The organism is Desulfosudis oleivorans Hxd3 (assembly GCF_000018405.1).
In the GTDB taxonomy this organism is placed as follows: domain Bacteria; phylum Desulfobacterota; class Desulfobacteria; order Desulfobacterales; family Desulfosudaceae; genus Desulfosudis; species Desulfosudis oleivorans.
Genome location: NC_009943.1, coordinates 1,941,823 through 1,962,038 on the forward strand (window position 1 = coordinate 1,941,823; position 20,216 = coordinate 1,962,038).

Sequence of the window (20,216 nt, forward strand, 5' to 3'; positions counted from 1 at the left end):
CAGAAACAATGCCCTTACGGGCACACTACAAACAGGGATTTTGCCTGTTTTCCGTCACCCCGGGCCTGACCCGATTAGACCCTTTTCTGTTTTTCGGAAATCCCGATCATGTCCCTTCACATCATCATCGACGGGTACAACCTGATTCGCCAGTCTCCGGTGCTGAGCCGCATTGAGCAGGAGAATCTTCAGGCCGGCCGGGAGGCCCTGGTGGCCAGCCTTGTCTCCTATAAACGGATCAAGGCCCATACCATCACCGTGGTGTTTGACGGCACGGACGCGCCTTCCTACTATTCCCACAGGGACCGGGTGGGCGGTATTGACGTGCGGTTTTCCGGGCCGGGCCAGACCGCCGACAGCGTGATCCGGAAAATGGCGGCGGAAAAACGGGAAAAGGCCCTGGTGGTCAGCTCGGACCGGGGCATTACCGATTTTGCCCAGTCCGCCGGTGCCGCCATTATCGCGTCCCGCGAATTTGAAGACCGCATGGCCCAGGCCATGATGATGGATGCCGCCGGCATGGCAGAGGAAGACGGGGCTTTTTCTCCCTGGTCCGGCACCACGAAAAAAAAAGGCCCTGGTCACAGACTCTCCAAAAAGCAGAGGAAAAGCCGGACCAAGGCGGAAAAGCTGTGAACAAAGGCAGCGGTGGCCCGTTTGTAGTGACGCCGTCAGGCGTTTAACAACCGATCGAAAACAATGCCCTTACGGCACACTACAAACAGGGATTTTGCTTATCTGTCCGTGGCACCCGTTAAAGTAAGGAGCAATGGATAAAAAAAACGGGCAGGGGCATGAACCATGCCGCTGCCCGTTGAATTTAAAAAGGCGGCGGCCGTCACACGACCGGCGCCGCCTTTTGCGTTTTATTGTTTCGGAAACACCGCTTTGGGCTTTTCCGTGGATCCCGTGGCATTGGGAAAATCCGGGTATTTGTAAGCCTTCTGGCCGGTCTCGATCAGGTGGCGGGCCTCTTCCATAAACCGGTTGTACCGGTTTTTGCACTCGTAGAAGCCGTGCCACCAGGCGTAGTCCGGCGCCATCATGGCCGTTCCCATGCGGGCCCGGCGGCCTTCGTGGTGCCACAGTTCATAATACTCCACCTCCAGGGCCTCGTCGAAAAAGCGGCTCTTGTCCAGCAGCCCCTTTTCATACAGGGAGTCGAGCATGGCCTTGGCCGGTTTGAAGTAAACCTCGTTATACTCGTTGACCACCTTGTCGGTTTTTTCATAATGATCAACCACCCAGGTCTTGCCGTGGCACTGCATGCAGATAGCCTGCATCTTTTCCCGCTCCTGCTGCCAGTTGGTTTTTGCGGGAAAGGCCGCGAAATCTTCGGGCCGAACGGTGAGGGGGGCCTGAAGTTCCCAGGAGAGCCGTTCGGTCACGTCATGGGTGGTGCGCACCGCGCCCGCGCCGGACATGTGACAGGAGGCGCAGGTGGGGCTGCGAAAATCCACGCCCGGGCTCCAGGTGCCGGGGGCGGCGGTCCAGTTGTATTCGTCGGCAAAGGCCGCGTACATGGCGCCGTGCTTGGACTCGGTATAGATCTCAATCTGGGGATGGTCCGGGCCCAGGTGGCACTGGCCGCAGGCCTCGGGTTTTCTGGCTTCCATCAGGGAGAAGCGGTGGCGGGTGTGGCAACTGGTGCAACTTCCCTTGCTGCCGTCCAGGTTGATCCGGCCCACCCCCACATTGGGCCAGGTCTCCGGGGTCAGGTTGCCGTCCCTGTCCTTTTCCAGCACCGTGCCGTGGCAGTAAAAACAACCTGAGGTCCGCTCCAGGTCGCTGTTCATACCGTCATTGAGCCAGGGGTCGATCTTCCAGATGATTTCGATGGTGTTGGCGTGTTTGCTTTTCGCGTACTGCTCAGCCTCGTTGGGATGGCACCGGGAACAGTCCTTGGGCGTGACCACGGCGCTGACCGGTACCCGGTATTTCTTCTGAGCCCAGGGGTCTTTTGAATTTTCATACTGGGTGTAGTGGGCCTTGCTCACGTCCGCATCATGTTCCTGGGCCTGGTGACAGTCGATGCAGGTGATGTTGGCGTTGGCGTGCCGGCTGTTGGCCCAGTCGGCAAACAGGCCGGGATGTTCCCGCTTGTGGCACTGAATACAGGCGATGCCCGCCTCGGAGATGCTGCGCTCGATGCGGAACTCCTTTTCCTTGCTCATGTCCGCCGAACCGTCGGCAGCCCATGCCGTACCCGCCAGCAGGCACACAACAGCAACCGCAAACCATTTTACCGTTGTTTTCATATACCCTCCTTGTTCACCGGTTACAGCTTTTTGAACTGCTTGTATTGATAAAATTCAACCGTGTTGTGCACCAGGTCCCGGTGGCAGTCCACGCACCGTTTTTCCCGGCCGGGCAGGGCGTTGACCACGTCCCGGTGGGCCAGCATGGCGCCCCGCTTGTCCGGAATATAGAGAATGTTGCGGTGACACTTCATGCACTGGTCGTTTTTAAATGAGGCATAGGCCTTTTCCCTGTTTTCTTCACGGTCATATTCGTCCATCACAAAATGGGCGATCACGTCCTTGAGGCCGTGCAGGGTCTTGGTGTAAAAAAAGTCGGCGGTGTTGTGGGGGGCGGGCAGGTGACAGTCCATACAGTCCGCCACAAACCCCTGGGCGTTGTTTACGTGGGTGGAGGTGCGCCAGGCATCCACCGCCGGCTGAATCTCGTGGCACGAGGCGCAGAACTCCGGGGTGGAGGTCCGTACCATGGTGTAATAGGTCATGCTGAAGACCGGAAAGCCCAGAAGCACACCGACGCCGATGAGAATCAGGCCTTTGATGTGTTTTTTCATAAGCATCATCCACTGGTTTGGTATACAATGGCCAGCGACAACCACAGGAAAACACGTTTTGTGGCCTGTTGCTGGAAAATTTGGAAAACAAGGAAGCGGCCCCCTGTTGCCGCCATGAGTTGAAGCCTACAATACCACTGTCAGGGCCGTCAAGAAATTTGTGAACGCTCTGGTGTTGAAAGATGAATGCCCTTACGGGCACACTACAAACAGGGATTTTACTTGTTTGTCCGTGGGAAAATGGTCAGCGCAGTTGGCCCGTTTGTAGTGACGCCGTCAGGCGTTTAAAGACCGATCAGAAACAATGCCCTTGCGGGCACACTACAAACAGGGGTCCCGTGGCCCCCTTGAATCCTTGAACCCTTATAAAAATTGATTTTTTGAAGCATTTTATGACCTCTCCCAGAACCATTCTGTCCGGCCACGACATTGCGCCCAAGAAGAGCCTTGGCCAGAACTTTCTCTGCGACCCCCAGGCCGCGGAAATGATTGTGAGAAAATGCGGGCTTTCAAAAGCGGACGTGGTGGTGGAGGTGGGGCCGGGCACCGGGGCACTGACCATTCCGGCTGCCGGGCAGGCGGCGTGGGTTTACGCCATTGAGACAGACGGCCGGCTGATCGAACCGTTAAAAGAGACGGTAAGGGCCGCCGGCCTGGACAACGTGACAGTGCTGCATAGAGATATTATGAAAACCGATATTCGGGAGATATGCCGGGAGGCCGGCCGAAAACTGGTGGTGCTGGGAAACCTTCCTTATTATATCTCCTCCCAGATTCTCATGGACCTGGTGGAAAAGCGGGAGGCCGTGGACCGTGCCGTGCTGATGTTCCAGCAGGAGCTGGCCCGGCGCATCGCGGCCCCGCCCGGCAACAGGGAGTACGGCCGGATCTCCGTGGCCCTTCGCTATTGCGCGGAGTTGAGCACCGTGGCCCGGCTGAAGCCCAATCTTTTTTTTCCCCGGCCCGGCGTGGATTCCGAGGTGGTGCGTATTGTTTTTCGCCCCTGGCCCGGGAACAGGGATTGCGACGAGGCGCTCTTTTTTGCTATGATCAAGTCCGCTTTTGCAACGCGGCGCAAAACCATTAAAAATGCCCTGTCCGCGGGAATGACGAAAATTTCCCCATCCGCCTGGGAAGAACTGCTGGTCCGGGCCGACGTTGCGCCCACGGTAAGGGCTGAGACACTGGATGTGGGCGATTTTTTAAACATCTGCCGGCATTACAAAGCAATGTCGGGCAACATTTCAACAAAGGAGGCGTAACAATGGAAACAGCCGAACTGACTCAGTTTATCGACCAATGGAGAACGGACGGCGCAGGAACGCGGGACGCGTTTATCACCTTCAAGGGGCACCTTGAAAACATGCCTGACGCGGTTCTTTCCTTCAAAGCCCGGCCCGGTATCAGCTATTCGCTGCGGGCGGCCCGGCCCGGTCAGCAGCGGGAGCTGTTTGTCATGGTGGACGTGATCGACGATGATCCGGACAACCGGTGGCTGTCGGTCTGCTTCTATGGCGAAATGATCACCGACCCGGATGAACTGGGGGACCTGATTCCCGGCGGGCTTCTGGGGGAAGACGGCCATTGCTTTGACCTCAACGAATCGGACGACGCAATGGCCGCCTACCTTCAGAAGCGCATGGATGAAGCTTATCAGGCGGCTGTGGCATGACAGACAAAAGCAGCAACGCTTCTTTTATCTATGGACCGGTGCCCTCCCGGAGGCTGGGCCGCTCCCTGGGCGTGGACCTGATTCCCCTCAAGCTCTGCACCTATGATTGTATTTACTGCCAGCTTGGAAAATCGTCATCCAAAACCGTCAAGCGGCTGCCCTACCGGGACGCCGACACTGTGCTGGCCCAGCTTTTCGAGCGGCTGGAAAAAATCGACCGGCCCGACTGCATCACCATTGCCGGGTCCGGAGAGCCCACACTCAACAGCGATATCGGCGCGGTTATTGCGGGAATCAAGCAGAAAACCGACATACCGGTGGTGGTGCTGACCAACGGGTCCTTGCTTTCCGATCCGGAAGTGCAAAGCGACCTGTTGGCGGCGGACATGGTGATTCCCTCTCTGGACGCGTGGAACCCGGAAATGTTTGCATCCATCAACCGGCCCTACCGCACCGTTGATTTTACCACCATGACGGAAGGGCTGGTGTCGTTTTCAAAAGCCTATGGCGGGCAGCTGTGGCTGGAGATTTTTATCATGGACGGCATCAACGCGTCCGTGGACGATGCCCGGGCCTTCAAGCCCCTGGTGGACCGGATCAACCCGGCCGTGGTTTACGTGAACACGGCGGTGCGGCCCCCGGAAGAATCCTTTGTAAAACAGGCTTCTCCGGCCATGATTGAGAACTTTTACCGGACACTGGGCCGGGCCCATCAGAAGGATGTGGTATTTGACGGGACCGGACCGGCTGAAGGCTCCGGCAACGTGGCGACCGATATCGTGGAGATGGTGGCCCGCCGGCCGGTAACCGCGACAGATATTGCCGCGGGCCTGAACCTGCCGGAGGCGGCGGTGCGTCCCCACATTGAGCAACTGGTGGCCGAAGGCCGGCTGGAGGCCGTTCCAAAAGGCGACCGGGTCTATTTTCGAACACCGTGAAAGCAAACAAAGGAGTCGGCATGAGATTCGCACTTATTCCCGTACTGGCCCTGATGCTGGCAACAGGGGCCTGCGCGGGCAAAAAAGCCGAGGTCAACCTTGGTGACGAGTCGGTGACAGCGGCCAGGAACACCGTGCAGAAGGCGGTCGCCGATTACAGTGCCGGGTGCAACGAACTGGCCCTTCGGGAGCTGAACCGGGCCCATGAGCTGTTCACCCTGGCCGATGACGTGGCTGGAGTGGCCATGTGCATGAACAACATGGGCACCGTCTACCGGGCCGCGGATGACCCTGTGTCTGCCGCGGCCTTTTTTGATGAGGCCTTTTCCCTCTACCAGGGTCTGGGCGACAGGCAGGGCGCGCTTCAGGCGTTGGCCAACAAGGCGACGGTGCTGACGGAGACCGGGGACTATGACGGTGCCGGCGCGGTGCTGGACAGGGCCGACGCCCTGGCGCCGGACCTTGCAAAGAATTTTTTGCCCCTGCTCAACAACAGGGGCGTGCTGCTGGCCAAACAGGGGGCACTTGAGGAAGCAGAGGCGGTGCTGCGAAAGGCACTGGGCGGCACAACGCAGGACACCCTTTCCGGCCATGCCACTGTCAACGCCAGCCTGGGCAATCTTATGCAGCAGCAGGACCGTTATGCCGAAGCGCTCGCTTTTTTCCAATCCGCCCTGGAGGCCGACACCCGGCTTGCCTATTACCGGGGCATGGCCGACGACCTGGCGGCCATGGCCGAATGCGGCGCGGCCCTGGGTAACAATGACCAGGCCGTTGAATGGCTCAAGCGCAGCATCAAGATAACGGCCCTCACCGGCGATACTATTCGTGCCCACAACCGGTTTGAAACCCTGGTTGCCCTGGCTGAAAAAGAGCAGACCGACATCACCATCTTCAGCCACCTGGTAAAGCAGTGGCTGAAGGGCGACCGGGTGAGAAGCTACTGCCGATAACCGGTGCTTCTTCAGCGGACCTGTCAGAGGAACCCTGATCGTAAATAATAATACGGGGAGTGTCCTGAATGGAAAGTTTGTTGCATGTGTTGACTGATTCGACCGGCTTGAGCGCTCTGGGCACGGGGGCGGTTCTGCTTCTGGCGGGTGTGCTGGCCTATTATGTTGCCAGGCTGGTTCTCATTCGGGTTATTCACCGCCTGGCCAGAAAGACCCAGTTCCAGTGGGATGATGTGCTGGTGGAGATGGGCGTGTTTTCCGCGCTGGCGTTTTTTGCGCCGGCCGTGGTTGTGTCTTATGGTGTGCGGATTTTCCCGGAATTCGACCAAACCCTTGTCCATAACGGGTTGACCGTCTATCTCACCATCGTGACCCTGGGGCTGATCAGCAGGACCCTCAACGCGGGCCTGGCCATTTACGAACAGTTTCCCGTGTCCGTGCGCCGGCCGCTGAAGGGGTATGTCCAGCTGGTCAAGATTTTTGTTTTTATCATCGGTGTTGTCGTGGCCCTGGCCCTCCTGCTGGGAATGTCGCCCTGGAAGCTGGTTTCCGGTATCGGGGCCATGACGGCCGTGATCATGCTGATTTTCAAGGACACCATTCTCTCTTTTGTGGCCAGTATTCAGATCGCCGGCAACGATCTTTTTCGCAAAGGGGACTGGATTGAGATGTCCGCCATGGGAGCGGACGGGGACGTGATCGATATCGCCCTGCACACGGTAAAGGTCCAGAACTGGGACAAGACCATCGTCTCCATTCCCACCCACAAGTTTTTAGACCATACCTTTAAAAACTGGCGGGGCATGCAGGAGGCCAAAGGCCGCCGGATCAAGCGGTCGGTGCTGATCGACCAGTCCAGCATCGGGTTTCTGGAGGGCCGTGTCCTGGAGCGGGTCAAAAAAATCGGGTTGCTTTCCGGTTACCTGGAAAAGAAAGAAAAAGAGCTGGCCGAATGCAACAGGGATATAACGGACACCGATACCCTGCCGTTAAACGGCCGGCGGCTGACCAATATCGGAACATTGCGTGCCTACGTCCGGGCCTACCTGGAACATCATCCGAAGATCCGGCAGGACATGACCCTTCTGGTGCGTCATCTTCAGCCCGAGGCCGACGCCGGCCTGCCCCTGGAGATATACGCGTTTACATCGGACACGGCCTGGGCCGATTACGAGGCGGTGCAGGCGGATATCTTCGACCATATCCTGGCCGTCCTGCCCCTGTTCGGACTGCGGGCCTACCAGCGGAACGCCCTTGTAGACGCCCGATCAAGCGCGCATACGGAATAATCCGCCGGTACATCAATCAAGGGGGAAATCATGAAAGTCATTGACCTGTCGGCCACCATCCGCTCCATGCCAAAGGAGAGCGCGGCCTTTGATGCCGTTCATATCGAATATTTCAACCACGCCCACGGTGCGGCCCAGGCTTCGGCCCTGCTCAACGCGCCCGCGTCGGCCTTTCGAAATGAGGAAGGGTGGGCCACCGAGGAGATCACAAAGCTTGGCACGCACAGCTCCACCCATGTGGACGCGCCCTGGCACTACAACAGCGCCATTGAAGGAAAGCCCGCCGCCACCATTGACCAGCTTCCCCTGGAGTGGTTTTTTTCCGACGGCGTGGTCCTGGACATGACCCACAAGTCCCGGGGCAATCCCATTGATGTGGCCGACATTGAAAAGGGGTTTTCCGATATCGGCTACGCGCTCAAGCCCTTTGACATCGTGCTGATGCGCACCGGGTGTGACCAGCATTACGGCGCGCCCGACTATATTTTTCAGGGTCCCGGCGTCACGGCCGAGGCCACGGTCTGGCTGATCGACCGGGGTATCCGGGTCATGGGCATTGACGCCTGGGGCTGGGACGAACCCTTAGACCTTCAGGCCGCACGGGCCACGGAAAAAGGGGAAAAGGGCATCTTCTGGGCCGCCCACCAGGTGGACCGGGCTTACTCCCACATCGAGCGGCTGGTCAACCTGTCGGCCCTGCCGTCCCACGGATTTAAAGTGGCCTGTTTCCCTTTAAAGATTGAGGGGGCCAGTGCCGGCCCGGCCCGTGTGGTGGCCATGGTGGAGGGGGCCTGATCTTTTGACTTTTGATAAGCAAGGAGCGCCCATGACCTACAGGTATCTCAAGACACGACAGGTCAATCAAACCCTGTGGGTGGAGATTCACAACCCGCCGGTCAATTTTATCATCACCGACATGCTGGCCGAGATGCACCACCTGATCAGGAAGGTGAGCAGGGACGATTCAATCCGGGTGTTTATTCTGACCGGAGGCCGGGAAGACTCTTACATCATGCATTTTTCCATTGGCGAGCTTGCGGCCCTGACCTCCCACCTGCGGCGGCTGATGCTGCACATCCTGGTCCGCTATCGGCTCACCAGCGCCCTGCTCAAATATTACATGACCTTTTCCAACTGGCTCATGGACCTGTTCCCCTGGTATGAGACCCTGATGCTGTGGCAGGCCAGGGCCATACGCGGGTACTCGTCGGGTATGTTGCTTTGGGTCCAGATGACGCGCACCTATTTTGCCATCGAACGCATGAATAAGGTGACCATTGCCGCCATCAACGGCTCCTGCAACGGCGGCGGCACCGAGATGGCGGCCTGTTTTGATTTTAGGTTCATGGTGGGGGACCAGGGTTTTACCATGGGCCAGCCCGAGGTGCTGGTCAATATCGTGCCCGGCGGCGGCGGCACCCAGCGGCTGCCCCGGCTGATGGGCCGGGCCAGGGCACTGGAGCTGATGCTGCGCGGTTGCCAGTGGACCCCGCAGGAGGCCAGGCAGGCCGGCCTGCTTACCGACATATTTGACAAGGCGGAATTTGTCCAAAAGGTCCAGTCGTTTGCCGACAGGATGAGCAAGCGGCCTCCTGTGGCCATTGATGCGATCAAAAAATCGGTGGTCCAGGGAGAGAGTACCACGCTGCGCCACGGCCTGAGCATCGAGCTTGAGCAGAGCGTGCGCTGTTTTGACACCAAAGACACCGAGATGGCCCTGAAAAATTATCTGGCATACATTGAAAAGAACATCATGACCCTGGATCATGAAAACGCCACCACCAAAGAGATTGTGGACCTGCTGCACAAGACTCTGGACGTGATGGAAAATGCCAAAATCTTTGACCGGTTCGAGGGGAAATAATGAAGGATCTGGGAGGCATCATGGACAATCAGAAAATCGTACTTTTTGGCGCTACCGGCTATACCGGAAAGCAGGTGGCCCAGGAGCTGGTCAGGCGGGGCCTTTTGCCGATTCTGTGCGGCCGCAGCCGTGAAAAGCTGGAGTCTGTGGCCGCGGAACTGGGCGGCCTGAAAACCGCGGTTGTCGATGTTGCCGACCCGGCCGGTCTGGCGGCCCTGGTGGGGAAAGGGGATATTCTGGTCTCCACGGTGGGGCCGTTTGCAAAGTACGGCACAACCGCGGTTTCCGTTGCCGCTGAAAAAGGCGCTGTTTATATCGACTCCACCGGTGAACCCTCCTTTATCGCCCGGGTGTTTGAAACTTACGGACCGCAGGCCCGTTCCACCGGCGCCACTCTGCTGACCGCCTGCGGGTACGACTATATTCCGGGCAACTGCGCGGCCGGCATTGCCTTGAGCGCATCGGGCAAGAAGGCGGTGCGGGTGGACGTGGGCTATTATTCAAAAAAGAAGGGCAGGGTCCAGCCCCTTGACATGAGCCAGGGGACCGCCTCTTCCCTTCGTCTGGCCATGATCGATCCCGTCAAGGTATGGCAGTCGGGGAAGCTGGTGGAGCAGACCGGCGGTATCCGCACGCGCACTTTTGATCTGGACGGCCAACCCCATCCCGGTCTGACCGTGTCGTGTACCGAACATTTCTCCCTGCCGCGGGTTTTTCCCGAGCTGCGGGAGATCAATACCTACCTGGGATGGTTTGCCGGCAAAACTTATATCATGCAGAAGGCGGCCCTGTTCCAGTCGGTTGCCGGAAAAATCCCAGGATACCGTTCACTGGCAAGGGCCGCGCTGTCCATGCTGCCGGAGAGCACAGGCAAAGGACCGTCACCGGAAATACTGCAACAGCACCAGACCCACGTGGTGGCTGAAACCTTTGACGAAAAAGGCCGCCTGCTGGCCCGGGCCGATCTTGTGGGTGTTGACGGTTACTCGTTTACGGCGAAAATGATGGCCTGGGCCGCTCACCGGGCCGCCGTCCAGGGGTTTCGGGCCACCGGCGCTGTCGGCCCCATCGAAGCCTTTGACCTGGACGGCCTGATCGAGGGGTGTGAGGCATGCGGATTGACGCCGTCGGTGCATCTGGGAAAATAAGGGCAATTTTATGCTGATCCGCATCGAGACCATTGTCCGTGGCCTGCTTGAAAACACCGGCGGCAGCCACGACTGGGAACACACCCGCCGGGTAGTGGGCTTAAGCCGTACCATCGGTGCCGCTGAAGGGGCTGATATGGAGGTGGTGATCGCCGCCGCCTTTCTTCATGACATCGGCAGAAACCACCAGGACGGCTCAAATGGAAAGATCTGTCACGCGCAAAAGGGCGCGCGCATGGCTGAAGAGATACTAGAGAATTTCCCCTTGCCTGCCGAGCGGAAGGCAAACATTCTTCACTGTGTGGCGGCCCACCGGTTCCGGCGGCCCCCGGAGCCCGAGACCCTTGAGGCAAAGGTGGTGTTTGACGCGGATAAAATCGACGCCATCGGCGCCGTGGGCGTGGCCCGGGCCTACCTGTTTGCCGGGGAACTGGGCGCGAAACTTCACAATCCCGACATTGATGTGGAAAAGGCCCCGGCTTATTCAAAGGACGACACGGGATTCCGGGAGTACCGGGTGAAGCTTCGGCTGATCAAGGACCGCATGCTCACCAAAACCGGCAAAAAAATGGCCGAGGCCCGCCACCGGTTCATGGAGACCTTTTTTGAGCAGTTCCTTACCGAATACAGCGGTGAGGTTTAACCTTGAATCTTTTGACCCTACCCATTATATTGACCCTATGATACGAATCGGCGCACTGATTTCAGGCAGTGGCACCAACCTTGCCGCCGTCATGCGGGCCTGCGACGCAGGCCGAATCGACGGTAAAGTGGTGTTTGTCGGATCAGACAACCCGGCGGCCGCCGGCCTTGAAAAGGCGGCAAACCAGGGCATTGCCACTTTTGTGGTGGATTACAGCCGGATCCTCGGAGCTTTCAAGGCAAAGCCCGACAGCCTGCCCCTGCCATCCGATTTTGATCTGCAAAAAACCGCCGCGTCTCTGCCGGACAAAAGCCAGTCCTTTTTAAAAACCAGGGCCATTGCCGAGGCCACCCTGCTGAGCCACATGGCAGGCCACCCTTTTGACCTGCTGATCCTGGCCGGGTTCATGCGTAACCTCACGCCGTACTTTATCGACCATGTCAACCCCGACCCGGCCCGGCCCCGCATCATGAACATTCATCCGGCCCTGCTGCCCGCCTTTCCCGGCACCGACGGCTATGGCGACACCTTTCGCTACGGCTGCAAGGTCGGGGGCTGCACCGTCCACTTTATCGACTACGGTGAAGACACCGGCCCCATCATCGGCCAGAAATCCTTTGCCATTCTGCCGGACGACACCATCGACACCATTCGGGAAAAAGGCCTCAAACTGGAGTGGGAGCTCTACCCCCAATGCATTCAGCTTTTTGCCGAAAACCGGCTTAAAATAGAAAGCCGGGAAATAGGGGAGAAGGACGGAGAACCGGTTACCAGAAACGTGGTGAGGGCGGTTTGATATAACCTTTACGAGCTACTCAAACAGTTCCACTGGAACCAGCCACAGCATCAATACCGGCCGGATAAAAGCAGTTCCGCCTCGCTTTTTACCTATTATTCGATCGATTATGATGATCGGTACCCACATAAAGACACCCAAAGGATATTCATGTCAGCACGGTACATAAACCCGGACAATAAAAGGAGGAAGCAAAATGGATAAAGACAGCAAACGCCCGGTAGTGGGCTCCACGGTTCGCGGCGGTATGTCCAATCGGGACTGGTGGCCGAACCAGTTGAATCTGAGCATTCTGCATCAGCAGTCGAACAAGAGCAATCCCATGGGCGAGGACTTCGACTACGCGAAGGAGTTCAAAAAACTCAACCTGGCGGCGGTAAAAAAGGACCTTTACGCCCTGATGACCGATTCCCAGGAGTGGTGGCCGGCGGACTATGGCCACTATGGCGGGCTTTTCATTCGCATGGCGTGGCACAGCGCCGGCACTTACCGCATGGGTGACGGCCGCGGCGGCGCGGGCTCCGGCAGTCAGCGGCTGGCACCCTTAAACAGCTGGCCGGACAACGCCAACCTTGACAAGGCCCGGCGCCTGCTCTGGCCCATCAAAAAGAAATACGGCAAACGGATCTCCTGGGCCGACCTCATGGTACTGGCCGGCAACTGCGCCCTGGAGTCCATGGGATTCAAAACCTTTGGCTTTGCCGGCGGGCGTGAAGATGTATGGGAGCCGGAAACCGACATTTACTGGGGGGCTGAAGAGGAATGGCTGGCAACGAGCGACAAGCCCAAGAGTCGGTACAGCGGGGATCGGGATCTGGAAAACCCCCTGGCCGCCGTTCAGATGGGCCTGATTTACGTGAACCCGGAAGGCCCGGACGGCAACCCCGACCCGGTAGCGGCGGGCTATGACGTGATTGAGACCTTCGCGCGCATGGCCATGGACCCTGAAGAGACCGTGGCCCTGGTGGCCGGTGGCCATACATTCGGCAAGTGCCATGGCGCGGGCCCGGCTTCACACGTGGGACCGGAGCCTGAAGCCGCTCCCATCGAAGCGCAGGGTCTCGGCTGGAAGAGCAGCTTCGGCACTGGCAAGGGCGGAGATACCATTACCAGCGGCATTGAGGGGGCCTGGAAGCCGTACCCGACCCGGTGGGACATGGGGTATCTGAAGGTGCTGTTCAAATACGAGTGGGAACTTGTCAAAAGCCCGGCCGGGGCTTACCAGTGGTTGGCCATGGACGTGGACGAAGAAGACATGGTGATCGACGCCCATGACCCGTCAAAAAAGCATCGGCCCATGATGACCACGGCCGACCTGTCGCTGCGCTTTGATCCCGTCCTCGGGCCGATCGCAAAACGGTTCAGCAAGAACCCCAAAGCCTTTGCCGATGCCTTTGCCCGGGCGTGGTTCAAGCTGACCCATCGCGACATGGGACCCCGTTCCCGCTATCTCGGGCCGGAAGTGCCAAAGAAAGAACTGATCTGGCAGGACCCGGTACCGGCGGTGAACCACAAACTGATCGGCGCAAGGGACATCGCGGCCTTGAAACGCGAAATTCTGGCCTCGGGTCTGTCGGTGTCTCAACTGGTCTACACTGCCTGGTCCTCGGCCGTCACGTTCCGAGGCTCGGACAAACGGGGCGGGGCCAATGGGGCCCGCATTCGGTTGGCACCGCAAAAAGAATGGGAAGTCAACCAGCCGGCCCAGTTGAAAAAAGTGCTGGCAAAGCTTGAAAAAATCCGGAGAGCCTTCAACAGCGCCCAGTCTGACGGTAAAAAGGTGTCCCTGGCCGACCTGATTGTGCTGGGCGGGTGCGCCGCCATTGAGCAGGCAGCCAGAAACGCCGGATACAAAGGAACCGTTCCTTTTAAGCCTGGCCGCATGGACGCGACGCAGAAGCAGACCGACGCGGCATCCTTTGCCGTGCTCGAGCCCCTGGCGGACGGTTTCCGTAACTACCTTAAGGCAAAATTTACTGTATCCGCCGAAGAACTGCTGATAGACAAAGCCCGGCTCCTGACCCTGACCGCGCCGGAAATGACGGTGTTGATCGGCGGTATGCGGGTATTGAACGCCAACTACGGGCAGTCCCCCCACGGCGTTTTTACCAAACGGCCAGAGACGCTGACCAATGATTTTTTTGTCAACCTGCTGGATATGGGAACGGTCTGGAACCCGGCAAAGGCGGACGACTGCGTGTTTGAGGGCCGTGACCGGCAAACCGGGGCGCTTAGGTGGACCGGCACCCGGGTTGATCTTCTCTTTGGTTCAAACTCCCAGCTTCGGGCCATCGCGGAAGTCTATGCGTGTAAAGATGCCGGGGAAAAGTTTGTGAATGATTTTGTGGCCGTCTGGAACAAGGTGATGAACGCGGATCGATTTGACCTTGCCTGATTATGGAAGAAAGCCAAGCCGGCGACGAAGCAATCCCGGCCGAAACACACATGCCATAAGATTGCTTCGTCGCCCAGCTCCTTAATGACGATAAAGTATTACACGATGCCGTAGGCCAGCATGGCCTTGGCCACCTTTACAAAGCCGGCAATGTTGGCGCCGGTGACATAATCGCCCTTTTTGCCGTAGGCTTCGGCGGCGTCCAGGCAGGACTTGTGAATGCCCTTCATGATCAGCAGCAGCCGGCTGTCCACCTCTTCCCGGGTCCAGGAGAGTTTGGAGCTGTTCTGACTCATCTCAAGGCCCGAAGTGGCCACACCACCGGCGTTGGCCGCCTTGCCCGGACCGTATAGCACGTTGTTGGCCTGGAAAATCCGCACCGCCTCCGGGGAAGAGGGCATGTTGGCGCCTTCGGCCACGCAGATGCAGCCGTTTTTCACCAGGGCCTCGGCATTGGCGCCGTCGATCTCGTTCTGAGTGGCGCAGGGCAGGGCCACATCCACTTTAATGCCCTGCTCACGGATCACGTCCCATACGTTTTTACTTTCAACACAGACCGTTTTGTACTGGTCGGCATATTCGTTGACCCGTCCCCGGCGGACGTTTTTGAGTTCCATGAGATAACAGCACTTGTCGTTGTCGATGCCCGCTTCATCAATGATGGTGGCGCCGGAATCACATACCGAGATCACCGTGCCACCCATCTCGTTGACCTTTTCAATGGCGTACTGGGCCACATTGCCCGCCCCGCTTACCGCCACTCGTTTGCCTTTGAAGTCAAGGCCACGGGTCGCGAGCATTTCCGAGGCAAAGTAGACCGTGCCGTAGCCGGTGGCTTCGGGCCGGATCAGGCTGCCGCCGTACTCCAGTCCTTTACCCGTGAGCACGCCGGTATGTTCGTTGCGGATTTTTTTGTAATAGCCGTACATGTAGCCGATTTCCCGGCCGCCCACGCCGATGTCTCCGGCCGGAACGTCAGTCTCCGGTCCGATGTGCCGGAAGAGCTCCCGCATGAAGGCCTGGCAGAAGCGCATGATCTCACCGTCGCTCTTGCCCTTGGGGTCAAAGTCGGAACCGCCCTTGCCACCGCCCATTGCCAGGGTGGTGAGGGAATTTTTGAAAATCTGCTCAAACCCCAGGAACTTGATGATGCCCAGGTTGACCGAGGGATGAAAACGGATGCCGCCTTTGAACGGGCCGATGGCGTTGTTGAACTGTACCCGGAAGCCACGGTTGACCTGGACCTGGCCTTTGTCGTCCACCCAGGGCACCCGGAACTGGACCGCTCGCTCGGGTTCCACGATGCGCTCGTAGATACCGTTTTTAACAAATTCGGGATGACGTTCAGCAGTCGGCTCCAGTGTCTCCATAACCTCGATGACGGCCTGGTGGAACTCCTTCTGGTCCGGATCCATGTGCTTGACCTTGTCGATGACGCTCTTGATGACTGACATTCCTTGTGCCTCCTCTGAGGGTTAACAGGGTTGATATTTTTTGATCCGCATATGACACGCGTCCCGCCGGTAGCGGGACGCGTGTAAACTTGTGTATGAGCGGGTCAGTCTTTCACGATATAAATTTTTCCCACCGACTCCGGCGGAATGGTGCCGTACCAGTTTTTTTTGAAAAAATGGAAATCCTGGTCGGTGATGCCGTCGATGTCTACAAATTCCTTTTTCAGCTCTTCCATGCTGTCGAAACCGGCACCAAAGAAAGGCAGTTTGGAGAAAAAGGGCCGGGCGCTGTTGGTGTCTACCAGGGAGGCAAAATGCCTGGGAAACAGAGGGTCGCCCACCACCAGCAGGTAGCGCTCCGACGATTCGGTGATGCGGTAATGGATGGGCAGGGCCGCCTGCCGGATTTCGGTAAAATGGTCTTTTAAAAAGGCCGCGGCCTTTTGCGCGTCCATCTCTTCCGCGGACATCAGGTCCGGGCAGTCGAAAAATCCCAGGGTATAAAGCGCGATGCTGAAGCTGCTGATCTGTTCATAAACAGGCTGGTCCCGGTCGCACATCATCATCACTTCGTCAATGCGTTCGGACGACCGAAGTCCATCGGGGGCCATGCCCGCACTTTTGGGTACCAGTGTTCGTGTGGCGGGAAAATCAAGATTGATATCGTGAATAAGATTGTTTCTCATGCGCGGACCTCCTTTTAAAGCGTTTACCTGTATTCTGCATAAACCCGGTTTTCGGGTTTATGGTTTTCCAGCAGAGCTGGAACATCGTTTCGACTGTTACCAACGCAACTAGTGTGCCGAAAGCCGTCGCAGTTTGAAGCAAAATTTAAACTACTGTATTAATATTGGTTTTTTTGAATGGTAAAAAAATAGAGACTGGGAAGGTGTCCTGATGCTGTTCAAGGTTTGAGCAGGATGATCAGAAGCTGCACAGGCGACGGGGAGGCAGGTCAGGTCAGGCAGGGTCCTGCTGTTTTTTGAGCCGCTGGCGCAGGGTATTGCGGCTGATGCCCAGCAGGGCGGCGGCCTGGACCTGGTTGTTGTCACAGGCGTCCAGGGCGTGGGTGATGGCGGCGGTTTCGACCACCTCCACAAGGTGGGCATGCAGGCCCTGGCCGGGTCGTTTCAGCAGTTGGGGCAGAATGTCGTCCAGCATGGCCCGCAGCCGGGCCATGAGTTGCGCGGTGTCCAGGTCGCCGGGCAGGGGCTCGGTTTCGGCATCGGGAATCATGAGACTGCCGTCGGGAATCACGTCCCCGGCGGTAAGCAGCACGGCCCGGCGAATGCAATTTTCAAGTTCGCGCACGTTGCCCGGCCAGGAGTAGGCGGTGAGTTTGGTCAGCGCTGATTCGGAAAGATAACACTGGGGCCGGTTGTATTCAGCGCAGAACCGGGCCAGAAAGTAGTCGGCCAGGTGGGGAATGTCCTCCCTACGCCGGCGCAGGGGCGGCAGGTCAATGGTGATCACCTTGAGCCGCCAGTAAAGGTCTTTTCGGAACCCCCCGGTTTCAATCTCCTGTTCCAGGTTCCGGTTGGTGGCGGCGATGACCCGGACGTCCACCTTGATGGGGCCGGACCCGCCCACCCGTTCGATCTCCCCTTCCTGAAGGGCCCGCAGCAGCTTGGCCTGAACGCCGGGAGCAAGTTCGCTGATTTCGTCGAGAAACAGGGTGCCATGGTCGCACCGCTCCATTTTGCCGATATAGGTGCGGTCCGCTCCGGTAAAGGCGCCCCGCTCGTGGCCGAACAGTTCGCTTTCAAACAGGTTGTCCGGAATGGCGGCGCAGTTGACCGCGATAAAGGGCCGGTCGTTGCGGTGGCTGTGGTGGTAGAGGGCCCGGGCCACCAGCTCCTTGCCGGTGCCGCTTTCGCCGGTGATCAGTACCGGCACGTCATTGGCCGCCACCTGGCCGATGCGTTTGAAGATTTCCTGCATCTGTTTGCCGTGGCCCACCATTCGAATGGACCGGCTATCAACGGCTTCGGCCGCGGTGAACGGCCCGGTGCCGATGCGGACCCGCTCCTTCATCTGGCGGTTTACGGCCAGGGCCTCGGTGACGATGCGGGAGAGGTCCTTGCGGTCAAAGGGTTTGGTCAGGTAGTCGTAGGCCCCCAGTTTCATGGTCTCAATGGCCAGGTCGGTGGTACCGTAGGCGGTCATGAGAATCACCGGGGTTTTTATCTCGATGCGCCGGATTTCAGCCAGCATGTCCAGCCCATTGATGTCGGGCATCTTGTAGTCCAGCAGGATCAGGTCGAAGCTCTGTTTCGGAATGGCGGCCAGGGCCTCCCTGCCGGTGAGGCAGGCGGTGACGTCGTATCCCTTGCGCTGGAAAAACCGGCGAAGGAAATGGACCAGCCCTTCGTCGTCGTCGATGATCAGTATGTGTGCCATGTCGCTCATGCAAACGGTTCCGAAAAATTCAGGGGAAGAAAAACGGAAAAGGTTGTTCCTTCCTTTAACTTGCTTGTGATACGCAGGGAGCCGCCGTGACTTTCGACAGTATGTAACACAAGGGGCAGGCCCAGTCCAGTGCCGGACGCCTTTGTGGTGAAAAAAGGCTCAAAGATCGTATTGACACGATCTTCGGCAATGCCGTGGCCTGTGTCCTTGACATCAATGCGAACGCACGGGGTGCGGACGCCCTCCTTTTCAAAATGGTCGGTTGTAGCTGAGACGGTCACGGTGCCGTGGTCCGGCGTGGCCTCCAGGGCGTTGACGATCAGGTTGATCAGGGTTTCGGAAAGCAGGGGCCGGTCCCCGGTGACAGGCGGCAGGTTTTCTTCCGTGTGGACATGAAGCGCGCACTCCTGGCGATTGGCCAGGGGCCTGATCATCATCACCACGCTGGCGACCAGGTCGGCCATATCGATTTCCGAAAACACCGGTTCCCTGGGCCGGGCAAAATCCAGAAACCGGTTGATGGTGCCCTCCATGCGCTGAATTTGCTCCATGGCGATGCGAAAATCCTCCTGGTCTTCGGCAGAGAGCCGGGCCAGGTCCTGAACGGACTCCAGGAAAAGCTTGAGGGAGGTCAGCGGAGTCCGGATTTCGTGGGCCACGGCCGCGCCCATGCGGCCCATGGCGGCAAACTTTTCAGACCGCTCGGCAATCAGCCGGGTCTCGGCAAGCATGGTGTCGGTTTCCCGAATGCGGGCGTCCTTTGACACCACCTCCTGCTCCAGGTCCTCCTGTCGGGCCTTGAGCTTTGCCAGCATGTTTTCGACAGACCGGTAGAGCATGCCGATTTCGTCGCGCCGGGTGGTTTTCAAATCCGCCTGGTCAAACCGGGACTCGGCGATAAAACCGGCGGCCCGGCTCAGGCTGCGAATGGGCCGGACAATGTGATGGCCCACGATCCAGGTCAGCACCATGGCAATGGCAATGGCCAGAAAAAGGGTCATGTAGACGATCAGCTTGAGCTTTTTCGCGCTTTCAAAGGCCTCGGCCTTGTCCTGCTCCACCACGACAAACCAGTCGGTGCCGCCAACCCGCAGGGATGTGCCCAGCACCTCAATGCCCCGGTAGTCCAGGTAGGCCTTTTTGCCGTCCCGCTTTTCAAAGATGTTTTTAAAGCTGCCGGTCTGGGTAATGTTTTCCGCAAAGATGCGGGCCGGGTCCTTGTGCGCCAGGAAGCGGCCCTCCCGGTCCACCAGGTAGCACTCCCCGGTTTTGCCCAGGGAGACGTTGAGAACGAAAAAAACGATGCGGGCCGTGCCCACCCGGCCGTACAGGGTGCCGGCCAGTTGGCCGGCGTCGTTGATTACCGGCGCGGCAATCAGAAAGGTGGATTCTCTTTCGCCGGACAACAAAGTAATATCGGACATGAACAGGTCGGGCCGCACCGCGTACCGGCCTGAAGCAGGGGCCGGCCCCATGGCAAAAACCGTCTCCCCGGAGGCCGACACCAGGGTAAAGTCCCGGTACACCCCGTACTTTTCCCGCATCAGCTCCAGGTAAGGCCCGATCAGGGCAGGGTCCATGGATTTGACAATAGAGGTTCCGGCCATCACCGTGATGTCGGCCTTGCGTTCCCCAAGCCAGTGCTCCAGCAGGGCCGCCTTGTCCTGGGCCAGGTTCTGAAGCTGGCGCAGTACCATGCGGCTGATCAGGGCCTCGGTGGTGGTGATGGAAAACCACCCCATGATCACCAGGGGCACAAGGGCCACGGCCAGGAAAATAATCAGCAGCCTGGCGCGCAGGGTTTGAGTGGGGCGTGGTGTCATGGTTGCAAGCATACTATGGG

The 20,216-nt window shown here is 58.4% G+C and carries 18 protein-coding genes; 12 read left to right on the plus strand and 6 right to left on the minus strand.

Going from position 1 to position 20,216, the window contains the following annotated elements; genetic code table 11:
* Positions 1-108: 108 nt before the first annotated feature.
* Positions 109-636, plus strand: coding sequence for an NYN domain-containing protein (locus DOLE_RS08390; protein WP_012175053.1), 528 nt, complete (start codon positions 109-111; stop codon positions 634-636).
* A gap of 230 nt (positions 637-866) precedes the next feature.
* Here DOLE_RS08390 and DOLE_RS08395 read toward each other — a convergent pair whose 3' ends face one another.
* Positions 867-2,258, minus strand: a complete 1,392-nt coding sequence (locus DOLE_RS08395; RefSeq protein WP_012175054.1) for a multiheme c-type cytochrome — start codon at positions 2,256-2,258, stop codon at positions 867-869.
* Positions 2,259-2,278: 20 nt separating this feature from the next.
* Complete coding sequence (locus DOLE_RS08400) at positions 2,279-2,812, minus strand: NapC/NirT family cytochrome c (protein WP_041280443.1); 534 nt, start codon at positions 2,810-2,812, stop codon at positions 2,279-2,281.
* A 392-nt stretch (positions 2,813-3,204) separates the two neighbouring features.
* On the opposite strand from DOLE_RS08400, the gene rsmA reads away from it, so the two are divergent.
* From rsmA to katG, 11 genes are all read left to right on the plus strand, one after another.
* Positions 3,205-4,074, plus strand: a complete 870-nt coding sequence (gene rsmA, locus DOLE_RS08405; RefSeq protein WP_012175056.1) for a 16S rRNA (adenine(1518)-N(6)/adenine(1519)-N(6))-dimethyltransferase RsmA — start codon at positions 3,205-3,207, stop codon at positions 4,072-4,074.
* Positions 4,075-4,076: 2 nt separating this feature from the next.
* Positions 4,077-4,484, plus strand: a complete 408-nt coding sequence (locus DOLE_RS08410; RefSeq protein ID WP_012175057.1) for a hypothetical protein — start codon at positions 4,077-4,079, stop codon at positions 4,482-4,484.
* Entirely contained in the window at positions 4,481-5,422 is a 942-nt protein-coding gene (locus DOLE_RS08415) for a radical SAM protein (protein WP_012175058.1), read from the plus strand. Before DOLE_RS08410 ends, DOLE_RS08415 begins: the two co-directional genes overlap by 4 nt.
* A 20-nt stretch (positions 5,423-5,442) precedes the next feature.
* Positions 5,443-6,375, plus strand: coding sequence for a tetratricopeptide repeat protein (locus DOLE_RS08420; RefSeq protein ID WP_012175059.1), 933 nt, complete (start codon positions 5,443-5,445; stop codon positions 6,373-6,375).
* A gap of 68 nt (positions 6,376-6,443) precedes the next feature.
* Complete coding sequence (locus DOLE_RS08425) at positions 6,444-7,664, plus strand: mechanosensitive ion channel family protein (protein ID WP_012175060.1); 1,221 nt, start codon at positions 6,444-6,446, stop codon at positions 7,662-7,664.
* Between the two features lie 30 nt (positions 7,665-7,694).
* Complete coding sequence (locus DOLE_RS08430; protein ID WP_012175061.1) at positions 7,695-8,459, plus strand: cyclase family protein; 765 nt, start codon at positions 7,695-7,697, stop codon at positions 8,457-8,459.
* A 31-nt stretch (positions 8,460-8,490) separates the two neighbouring features.
* Positions 8,491-9,528 (plus strand): enoyl-CoA hydratase/isomerase family protein, encoded by a 1,038-nt coding sequence (locus tag DOLE_RS17310; protein WP_012175062.1) that lies wholly within the window; start codon positions 8,491-8,493, stop codon positions 9,526-9,528.
* The gene (locus DOLE_RS08440; RefSeq protein ID WP_012175063.1) at positions 9,528-10,676 is read left to right on the plus strand and encodes a saccharopine dehydrogenase family protein; all 1,149 of its coding nucleotides are present in this window, start codon (positions 9,528-9,530) and stop codon (positions 10,674-10,676) included. The genes DOLE_RS17310 and DOLE_RS08440 overlap by 1 nt, the downstream gene beginning before the upstream one ends.
* 10 nt (positions 10,677-10,686) lie before the next feature.
* Positions 10,687-11,319: an HD domain-containing protein gene (locus DOLE_RS08445; protein WP_012175064.1), complete on the plus strand. Its 633-nt coding sequence runs from the start codon at positions 10,687-10,689 to the stop codon at positions 11,317-11,319.
* A gap of 37 nt (positions 11,320-11,356) precedes the next feature.
* The gene (gene purN, locus DOLE_RS08450; protein WP_012175065.1) at positions 11,357-12,115 is read left to right on the plus strand and encodes a phosphoribosylglycinamide formyltransferase; all 759 of its coding nucleotides are present in this window, start codon (positions 11,357-11,359) and stop codon (positions 12,113-12,115) included.
* A gap of 196 nt (positions 12,116-12,311) precedes the next feature.
* Positions 12,312-14,510 carry a catalase/peroxidase HPI gene (katG, locus tag DOLE_RS08455; RefSeq protein ID WP_012175066.1) on the plus strand — a complete coding sequence of 733 codons (2,199 nt, stop codon included), beginning with the start codon at positions 12,312-12,314 and terminating at the stop codon, positions 14,508-14,510.
* Positions 14,511-14,608: 98 nt separating this feature from the next.
* Here the strand turns inward: katG and gdhA are convergent, their stop codons facing one another.
* The 4 genes from gdhA to DOLE_RS08475 all read right to left on the minus strand — a co-directional run bounded on the left by gdhA (position 14,609) and on the right by DOLE_RS08475 (position 20,196).
* Entirely contained in the window at positions 14,609-15,964 is a 1,356-nt protein-coding gene (gene gdhA, locus DOLE_RS08460) for an NADP-specific glutamate dehydrogenase (protein ID WP_012175067.1), read from the minus strand.
* Positions 15,965-16,068: 104 nt separating this feature from the next.
* Positions 16,069-16,650, minus strand: a complete 582-nt coding sequence (locus DOLE_RS08465) for a hypothetical protein (protein WP_012175068.1) — start codon at positions 16,648-16,650, stop codon at positions 16,069-16,071.
* 274 nt (positions 16,651-16,924) lie between these two features.
* On the minus strand, positions 16,925-18,373 hold the full coding sequence (locus tag DOLE_RS08470) for a sigma-54-dependent transcriptional regulator (RefSeq protein ID WP_208596995.1): 1,449 nt from the start codon (positions 18,371-18,373) through the stop codon (positions 16,925-16,927).
* Positions 18,370-20,196, minus strand: a complete 1,827-nt coding sequence (locus DOLE_RS08475; RefSeq protein ID WP_041280979.1) for a sensor histidine kinase — start codon at positions 20,194-20,196, stop codon at positions 18,370-18,372. The genes DOLE_RS08470 and DOLE_RS08475 overlap by 4 nt, the downstream gene beginning before the upstream one ends.
* Positions 20,197-20,216 lie beyond the last annotated feature (20 nt).

Excerpts from the sequence above, each read along its gene's own strand:
- DOLE_RS08390 (WP_012175053.1), top strand. The coding sequence starts at position 109 with ATGTCCCTTCACATCATCATCGACGGGTACAACCTGATTCGCCAGTCT.
- rsmA (WP_012175056.1), top strand. The coding sequence starts at position 3,205 with ATGACCTCTCCCAGAACCATTCTGTCCGGCCACGACATTGCGCCCAAG.
- purN (WP_012175065.1), top strand. The coding sequence starts at position 11,357 with ATGATACGAATCGGCGCACTGATTTCAGGCAGTGGCACCAACCTTGCC.
- DOLE_RS08465 (WP_012175068.1), bottom strand. The coding sequence starts at position 16,650 with ATGAGAAACAATCTTATTCACGATATCAATCTTGATTTTCCCGCCACA.
- DOLE_RS08415 (WP_012175058.1), top strand. The coding sequence starts at position 4,481 with ATGACAGACAAAAGCAGCAACGCTTCTTTTATCTATGGACCGGTGCCC.
- katG (WP_012175066.1), top strand. The coding sequence starts at position 12,312 with ATGGATAAAGACAGCAAACGCCCGGTAGTGGGCTCCACGGTTCGCGGC.
- DOLE_RS08470 (WP_208596995.1), bottom strand. The coding sequence starts at position 18,373 with ATGAGCGACATGGCACACATACTGATCATCGACGACGACGAAGGGCTG.
- DOLE_RS08445 (WP_012175064.1), top strand. The coding sequence starts at position 10,687 with ATGCTGATCCGCATCGAGACCATTGTCCGTGGCCTGCTTGAAAACACC.
- DOLE_RS08410 (WP_012175057.1), top strand. The coding sequence starts at position 4,077 with ATGGAAACAGCCGAACTGACTCAGTTTATCGACCAATGGAGAACGGAC.
- DOLE_RS08395 (WP_012175054.1), bottom strand. The coding sequence starts at position 2,258 with ATGAAAACAACGGTAAAATGGTTTGCGGTTGCTGTTGTGTGCCTGCTG.
- DOLE_RS08400 (WP_041280443.1), bottom strand. The coding sequence starts at position 2,812 with ATGAAAAAACACATCAAAGGCCTGATTCTCATCGGCGTCGGTGTGCTT.
- DOLE_RS17310 (WP_012175062.1), top strand. The coding sequence starts at position 8,491 with ATGACCTACAGGTATCTCAAGACACGACAGGTCAATCAAACCCTGTGG.
- DOLE_RS08440 (WP_012175063.1), top strand. The coding sequence starts at position 9,528 with ATGAAGGATCTGGGAGGCATCATGGACAATCAGAAAATCGTACTTTTT.
- DOLE_RS08430 (WP_012175061.1), top strand. The coding sequence starts at position 7,695 with ATGAAAGTCATTGACCTGTCGGCCACCATCCGCTCCATGCCAAAGGAG.
- DOLE_RS08425 (WP_012175060.1), top strand. The coding sequence starts at position 6,444 with ATGGAAAGTTTGTTGCATGTGTTGACTGATTCGACCGGCTTGAGCGCT.
- gdhA (WP_012175067.1), bottom strand. The coding sequence starts at position 15,964 with ATGTCAGTCATCAAGAGCGTCATCGACAAGGTCAAGCACATGGATCCG.
- DOLE_RS08475 (WP_041280979.1), bottom strand. The coding sequence starts at position 20,196 with ATGACACCACGCCCCACTCAAACCCTGCGCGCCAGGCTGCTGATTATT.
- DOLE_RS08420 (WP_012175059.1), top strand. The coding sequence starts at position 5,443 with ATGAGATTCGCACTTATTCCCGTACTGGCCCTGATGCTGGCAACAGGG.